Origin of the sequence: Rhodococcus sp. EPR-147 (assembly GCF_001647185.1) — a bacterium.
Classification (GTDB): Bacteria; Actinomycetota; Actinomycetes; order Mycobacteriales; family Mycobacteriaceae; genus Rhodococcoides.
In genome coordinates, this window is sequence record NZ_LVCU01000222.1 from 1 (window position 1) to 6,076 (window position 6,076).

The window sequence follows — 6,076 nt, forward strand, 5'->3', positions numbered from 1 at the left end:
GGACGGTGGTTCTCGACGAAACAACGGTGGACGGTTCCACCGCCGCCAGCGCGGGGTGTGCAGCCATCGTGGCCGTCGGCGGTGGCACCATCGTGGACCTCGGCAAGGTGCTCTCCCATCGGCATGGCGTTCCCCTCGTGGTGATCCAGACATGTGCGTCGGTGAACGGCTTCTCTGATCCACTGTCGGTGCTGGTCCGCAGCGGCACCAAGAGCACGGTTCCCACCGCCTGGCCCGTCGCCTTGATCATCGACCACGACGTGGTCGCCCACGCACCGGCCGCGCTGACCAGAGCGGGATTCGGAGATGCAGCCGCGATCTGGTGCGCGCCTGCCGACTGGTATCTGGCGTGCACTCTGGGCATGGACACCGAGTTCGACTCCGACGTTCTCGCCGTCATCGGTGCAGCGGCGGAGCGGCTTCGAGATGCACCGTCCTTTTCGGGACTCGATCTCGATGCCCTCCTCGATACCCTCACCTATGGGGGGCTCGGCATCGGCGTCACCGGTACGACGGCCGTGGTGTCGGGCTGCGAACATCTGATCAGCCACCTGATCGACATGGCGGCAGTGGCCCGAGGTACCGACCACGACCTGCACGGCACTCAGGTGGGTGTCGCCGCGGTGATGTCAGCGGCGTTGTGGGAGAGTGCAATCGAATCCTTCGATGCTCTCGCCATCGACGTCGACGACGCGGTCGCACCGATACCGGACCTCGAGTCCTCGGTCATCGGGGCATGGGAATCGATCGACCCCTCGGGCAGGGTCGGAGCCGCCTGTGCCCGCAATGTGGCGACCAAGATGGACAGATGGTCGAGCGCGCGCAGTGAACTCGAAGATTTCGTGGCGAACTGGCCCGACCACCGCCGCGCGTTGGTTGCCCTTCTCCGACCCGCAGCCGACATCGCTGCCGATCTGGCCGCCATCGGCGCACCGACCAGGTTCTCGCAGCTGACACCGCCAGTCGACCGCGAGACTGTTCGGTGGATCATGCGCACACTTCCGCTCATGCGAGATCGGTTCACGCTGTGCGACGCGCTGCTCGTATCCGGCCGCTGGACAGACGAATTCATCGACCGCGTACTCGACCGGGCCGCCGAGTCCGGTGGCGGACTCTAACCGAAGACCATTCCCTCTACGCACCAACAACTCTCGACCCGACAACAAGGAGCGTGTCTCATGCCACACGGTGGCGATCTCGTCGCAGAAATTCTGCGTAAGCACGGAGTGACACAGGTGTTCGGACAGCCCGGCGGCCAGACGGCTGCGTTCTACCAGGGTCTGTCGAACAGGAAAGACATGTCCCACCTCGGGTGCCGTGACGAGCGTTCCGCGGCCTATGCCGCCGACGCCTATGCACGAGTGAGCGGTAAGCCGGGAATCGTGGACGTGACCGTCGGCCCCGGCACGACGAAGCTTCCCGACGGACTCATCGAGAGCATGAACGCCTCGGTGCCCATCGTTGCCATCGTCGGCGAACTCCCACGGTCCTGGGTTCCACTGCGCGACGGTGGAGTCGGTTCCCAGGGATTCGATCAGATGCCGTTCCTGCAGACCATGACCAAGCAGTCCTGGCTGGCACCAGACCTGGAGACGGTCCCCGATCTGGTGCGAGCGGCCTTTCGCACTGCCACCACCGGCAAGCCCGGCCCGACGGCCGTGGTGATTCCACACGATGTGCTGGACGAGGAGTGGGAAGAAACAGATCTCCAGGTAGAGGAAAGATTCAACTCCGCACCTGCGTACCGAAGCAGGCCCTCCGACGACGAACTGCGCACCGCCGCAGCTCTGATCGCGAAGGCCCAGCGTCCGTACATCATTGCCGGTGGCGGCGTTCTGGGTTCGGGAGCAACCGCGGAGCTCGCCGAGTTCGCCACTCGCGTCGGCGCCGCAGTGGGCACCAGCTTCACCGGCAAGGGCTCGGTCACCGAAACCGAAAGCTACTCGGTGGGCGTACTGAACCCTCTCGGATCACAGGCCGCGCGCGAACTGGCCGGCGAGGCTGATCTCATCATCTGGTTGGGATCCAAAGTGGGACAGAACACGTCGCTGAACTGGACCCTGCCCCGTCCGGAGCAGATGACCATCCAGGTCGACGTCGACGGCAGTCAGCTCGGCCGAACCTTCGGGCCCTCGTCCGGACTGCTGGGCGATGTCAAGGCCACCCTCGAAGCGCTCGTCCCGCTGGTGGAACCCAAGTCGGTTCCGGAGTGGCAGAAGCGAATTGCGGAGTCGAAGATCGCCGCATGGGCATCGACCGAACCACTGAGACTGAGTGAGGCGAGCCCGGTCATGCCGCCGAGGGCCATGACCGAACTGGCCAAGCATCTGCGGCCCCACGACATCGTCGTCTCCGACGCCAGCTTCAGCGCCGGCTGGATATCGAACTACCTGAAGAACCCGGTGCCGGGACGCAACTTTCTGTTCGCACGCGGACAGGGCGGGCTCGGTTACTCGACCCCGGCGTCGATGGGTGCCGCGAAAGCCCGCCCCGAAGCGCGCATCGTCACCGTCTCGGGCGACGGCGGATTCAGTTACTCGGTAGGCGAATTGGCCACCCAGGCCGCCCACGGCATGAACATCGTGCACGTCGTCCTCAACAACGGAACCTGGGGATGGCTCCGCATGTGGGAGCACCTGCACTACGAAGGCCTGCGCTACTCCGTGGACCTGGAGAGCGAGAAGGCCAGCACCTCGTACGCCGCGGCGGCGGCAGGTCTGGGAATGCAGGGAATTCTGGTCACCTCGGCCGACGAGCTGGCCAATGCATTCGACAAGGCCTTCAGCACCGAAGGACCCACCGTCGTCGAGATCAGAATCGATCCCGACGCGACGCCGATCGACAGCTACACCCGCCGATTGGCGTCGGGCAAATTCTATCCACGCCCGGGAACGGTCTACCAGGCTCGCCCGTGGCAGCAGTCTGCGGGCCGAAAGTAACTGCACAGCAACAGGTCAACAGACCGAGCGGAACGACGAGAAGGACAGACATGAGTAACACCACACGACTGGATCTCGACGAGGTGGCCGCGCACGAGTACGACCTCGTCGTGATCGGTGCGGGCATCAACGGGGCGGCGATCGCCCGCGAGGCCGCACTGCAGGGCACCCGAACCCTCCTGATCGACAAGGGAGATTTCGGGGGCGGCACGTCCAGTTGGTCGAGCAGGTTGATGCACGGCGGACTTCGCTACCTCGAATTCATGGAGTTCGCATTGGTGCACGAGTCACTGCGCGACCGGGAAGCACTGTTCGACATTGCTTCTCATCTGGTCAAGCCGTTGCCGTTCGTCGTTCCGCTCTACGGCCACAACCACAAACCGGGTTGGATGATGCGGGTCGGCATGGCCATGTACGACGCCTTGTCCTGGAACAAGTCGGTGCCTCGACACCGCAGATTGAACAAGAAGGCCATGGCCGTCGAACTCGGCGGTCTGGACACCTCGTCACTCGCGGGTGGTCTGCACTACTACGACGGCCAAGTCGAGTTCGCCGAGCGATTGGTCGTCGAGAATGTGCTCGACGCGGCGCGTCATGGTGCGACAGTGCGTAACCACACCCAGGCAATTGCGTTGACCACACAGGGATCCACGGTCACCGGCGTCGAGCTCCTCGACGTCACGACCGGACGATCGGCCGCGGTTCGGGCCACGGTCATCGTCAACGCAGCCGGTCCGTGGGTCGATGACATCCTGGTCGGCTCCGCACCCTCGATGCCGCGATTGATCGGCGGTACCAAGGGAACTCACGCCGTCGTCGGGCCGTTTCCCGGCGCTCCGACGTGCGCGGTGTACTACGAGGCCCGGTCGGACAACCGCGCCGTGCTCGTCATTCCGTGGCGCGGGCACTTCCTCATCGGAACCACCGACGACCGCTTCGACGGCGACCTGGACACCGTGGCGGCAACGCAGGACGAGATCGACTACATCCTGGCCGAGACCAACGAGCTGATCCCCGGTGCCGGATTGACGCGCGAGTCGGTGGTGATGACGTACGCGGGTGTTCGGCCCCTCCCCTTCCAAGCCGATGGGGACACTCGGGCCATCTCCCGCAGCCACGACATCGTCGATCACGACGAGCTGGAGGGGCTGATCTCGGTCGTCGGCGGCAAGCTGACGCCGCACCTGTCGCTGGCCGAGGAGACGCTGACGATGGTCTACCGGAAGATGAAGCGCCCGAAGCCGACGTTCTGTGCTCGCACCACGCCACTGCCCGGTGCAGGCCCTGATCCTGCTCGCGGATTACGCTCGGCTGCAGACGATCTGGGTCTATCCGAACATCTCGTGGACCGATTGGTAGCCGTGTACGGCAGCCGCGTGGACGAACTGCTCGAGTTGACGCGCACCGAACAGGAACTGGCAGAGGTGGTCGGACACGGTCGCGGCGCGTTCCTGGCCGCCGAAGTGATGCTGGCAATCCGAGAGGAATACGCAGTCACCCTGGCCGACATCCTGCATCGGCGCATCATGATCGGCATCGAACCCGGCGCGCAGGACGGTGCCGCCGAGGCCGTGGGGCGAATCCTCGAACAGCACGCGGGATGGTCCACCGACCACGTCGCGCGGGATCTTCGAGAAAATCGGGAGTACGTCAAACGCTTGACCTCCTGCACGCGCCATACCGTTGCGTCGGAACTCGAAGCCCAGGCGTCGTACTCGACGACCAGCAGCTGACCAACCCTCCCCCGGGGCCCCTATACCCCCACCCCGTTCGCGTCAATGGACCACTGCATACGTCTGAGCGCTGCAGAGTCACATTCACGCAACTTGTCGGTGTGCGTGAATGGGCACATTGCATACGTCTGAGGCGTGCAAGGGTCCATTGACGCGGGGCGGGGTGGAGCCGGGCGTGGGTCGGGCGGGGTGGTGGGCAGCGAACGGCTTGCTAGGCCACGCGAGAGTTGCTGCGCGGCAGCCATTCGTATACGCCGGCCGCGGCTCCGTGGTGCAGGGAGAGGTCGATGGCGTCGAGGATTGCCTGTCGCGGTCCCGGGCGTCCGAGTTGCTTGGCACTGATGGCCAGGCGCACCACTCCGTCACGTCGCGCGGTGCGGCCTGCGCCGATTACCAGTGCCTTGAACCACCACGGTTCGGCTTTGAATCCTTCGCCGATTCCCCACACCCGAGCACGCACGATGCCGTCACGCTCGAGATCGTGGATACCGTTCAGAGCAGCCAACATTCGGAATCCCGCGTCGGGGAGTGCCTCGACCGCACCGGGTGAGGCGATCCAGCGCGGAGCGGCGAAGATTCGAGTGCGCAGGCCCGTCTGTTCCATGACGCGGTCGGCGGCCATCAGACGCAGTCGTGCTTCGTGACGCGGCAGCGAGGAGAACTCGGATCGTCGACGCTTCGTCGCGGCCTGGTCGTAGCCGTGCAGAACGATCGCGTCGCCGCCGTCGCGTCGCGCCCGCAACCATTCCTGGGTGGGCACGTCGGCTGCGAGGCGGTATTTGTCTTTCAGCCGTGGTGCGACGAGCAGCGACAACGGAACGCCGCGACCGTCGAGGATCCGCGCGAACTCGGCGGCGTGCTCGTAGGTGTCGTTCTTGATTCCGCTCACCGACACGATCAGGCGTCCAGACATGACTCGAGCCTCGCACACCAGCGTGAACGAGGCCCGACGTCGATGCAGACAGAAGCTAAACGGCCATCGTGTCCTTCGGCAGGATCTTGTCGATCGCTGCGAGCACCTCGGGTGCGTCCGGCTCGGTGCGCGGACGGAAACGATCGGTCACGACGCCGTCGGGCGAGATCAGGAACTTCTCGAAGTTCCACTGGACGTCTCCGGCCTTGCCGTCGGCGTCTTCGGTCTTGGTCAGTTCGGCGTACAACGGGTGCTGGTTGTCACCGTTGACGTCGACCTTCTCGGTCATCGCGAACGTGATGCCGTACGTGGTGGAGCAAAAGGTCTCGATCTCTTCTGCGGTGCCGGGTTCCTGGCCACCGAACTGATTGCAGGGCACTCCGACGACCGACAGGCCTCGCGCCGAGTATTCGTTTGCGAGCTTCTCGAGCTTTTCGTACTGCGGGGTCAGTCCGCACTTGGAGGCGACATTGACCACGAGGACCGCTCTT

General features: G+C 64.7%; 5 protein-coding genes. 3 read left to right on the plus strand and 2 right to left on the minus strand.

Annotated elements, in window-relative coordinates; all coding sequences use genetic code 11:
* From A2J02_RS10770 to glpD, 3 genes are all read left to right on the plus strand, one after another.
* A partial coding sequence (locus tag A2J02_RS10770; RefSeq protein WP_068049946.1) for an iron-containing alcohol dehydrogenase occupies nt 1–1,118 on the plus strand: 1,118 nt, incomplete at its 5' end.
* A gap of 60 nt (nt 1,119–1,178) precedes the next feature.
* Nucleotides 1,179–2,939, plus strand: coding sequence for a thiamine pyrophosphate-binding protein (locus tag A2J02_RS10775; RefSeq protein ID WP_068049947.1), 1,761 nt, complete (start codon nt 1,179–1,181; stop codon nt 2,937–2,939).
* A 50-nt stretch (nt 2,940–2,989) separates the two neighbouring features.
* Nucleotides 2,990–4,672: a glycerol-3-phosphate dehydrogenase gene (glpD, locus tag A2J02_RS10780; RefSeq protein ID WP_068049949.1), complete on the plus strand. Its 1,683-nt coding sequence runs from the start codon at nt 2,990–2,992 to the stop codon at nt 4,670–4,672.
* 211 nt (nt 4,673–4,883) lie between these two features.
* Here the strand turns inward: glpD and A2J02_RS10785 are convergent, their stop codons facing one another.
* On the minus strand, nt 4,884–5,585 hold the full coding sequence (locus A2J02_RS10785; protein WP_068049951.1) for a DUF2334 domain-containing protein: 702 nt from the start codon (nt 5,583–5,585) through the stop codon (nt 4,884–4,886).
* 55 nt (nt 5,586–5,640) lie between these two features.
* On the minus strand, nt 5,641–6,076 hold a 436-nt coding region (locus tag A2J02_RS10790; RefSeq protein ID WP_068049953.1), incomplete at its 5' end, for a glutathione peroxidase.

Excerpts from the sequence above, each read along its gene's own strand:
- A2J02_RS10785 (WP_068049951.1), bottom strand. The coding sequence starts at position 5,585 with ATGTCTGGACGCCTGATCGTGTCGGTGAGCGGAATCAAGAACGACACC.
- A2J02_RS10775 (WP_068049947.1), top strand. The coding sequence starts at position 1,179 with ATGCCACACGGTGGCGATCTCGTCGCAGAAATTCTGCGTAAGCACGGA.
- glpD (WP_068049949.1), top strand. The coding sequence starts at position 2,990 with ATGAGTAACACCACACGACTGGATCTCGACGAGGTGGCCGCGCACGAG.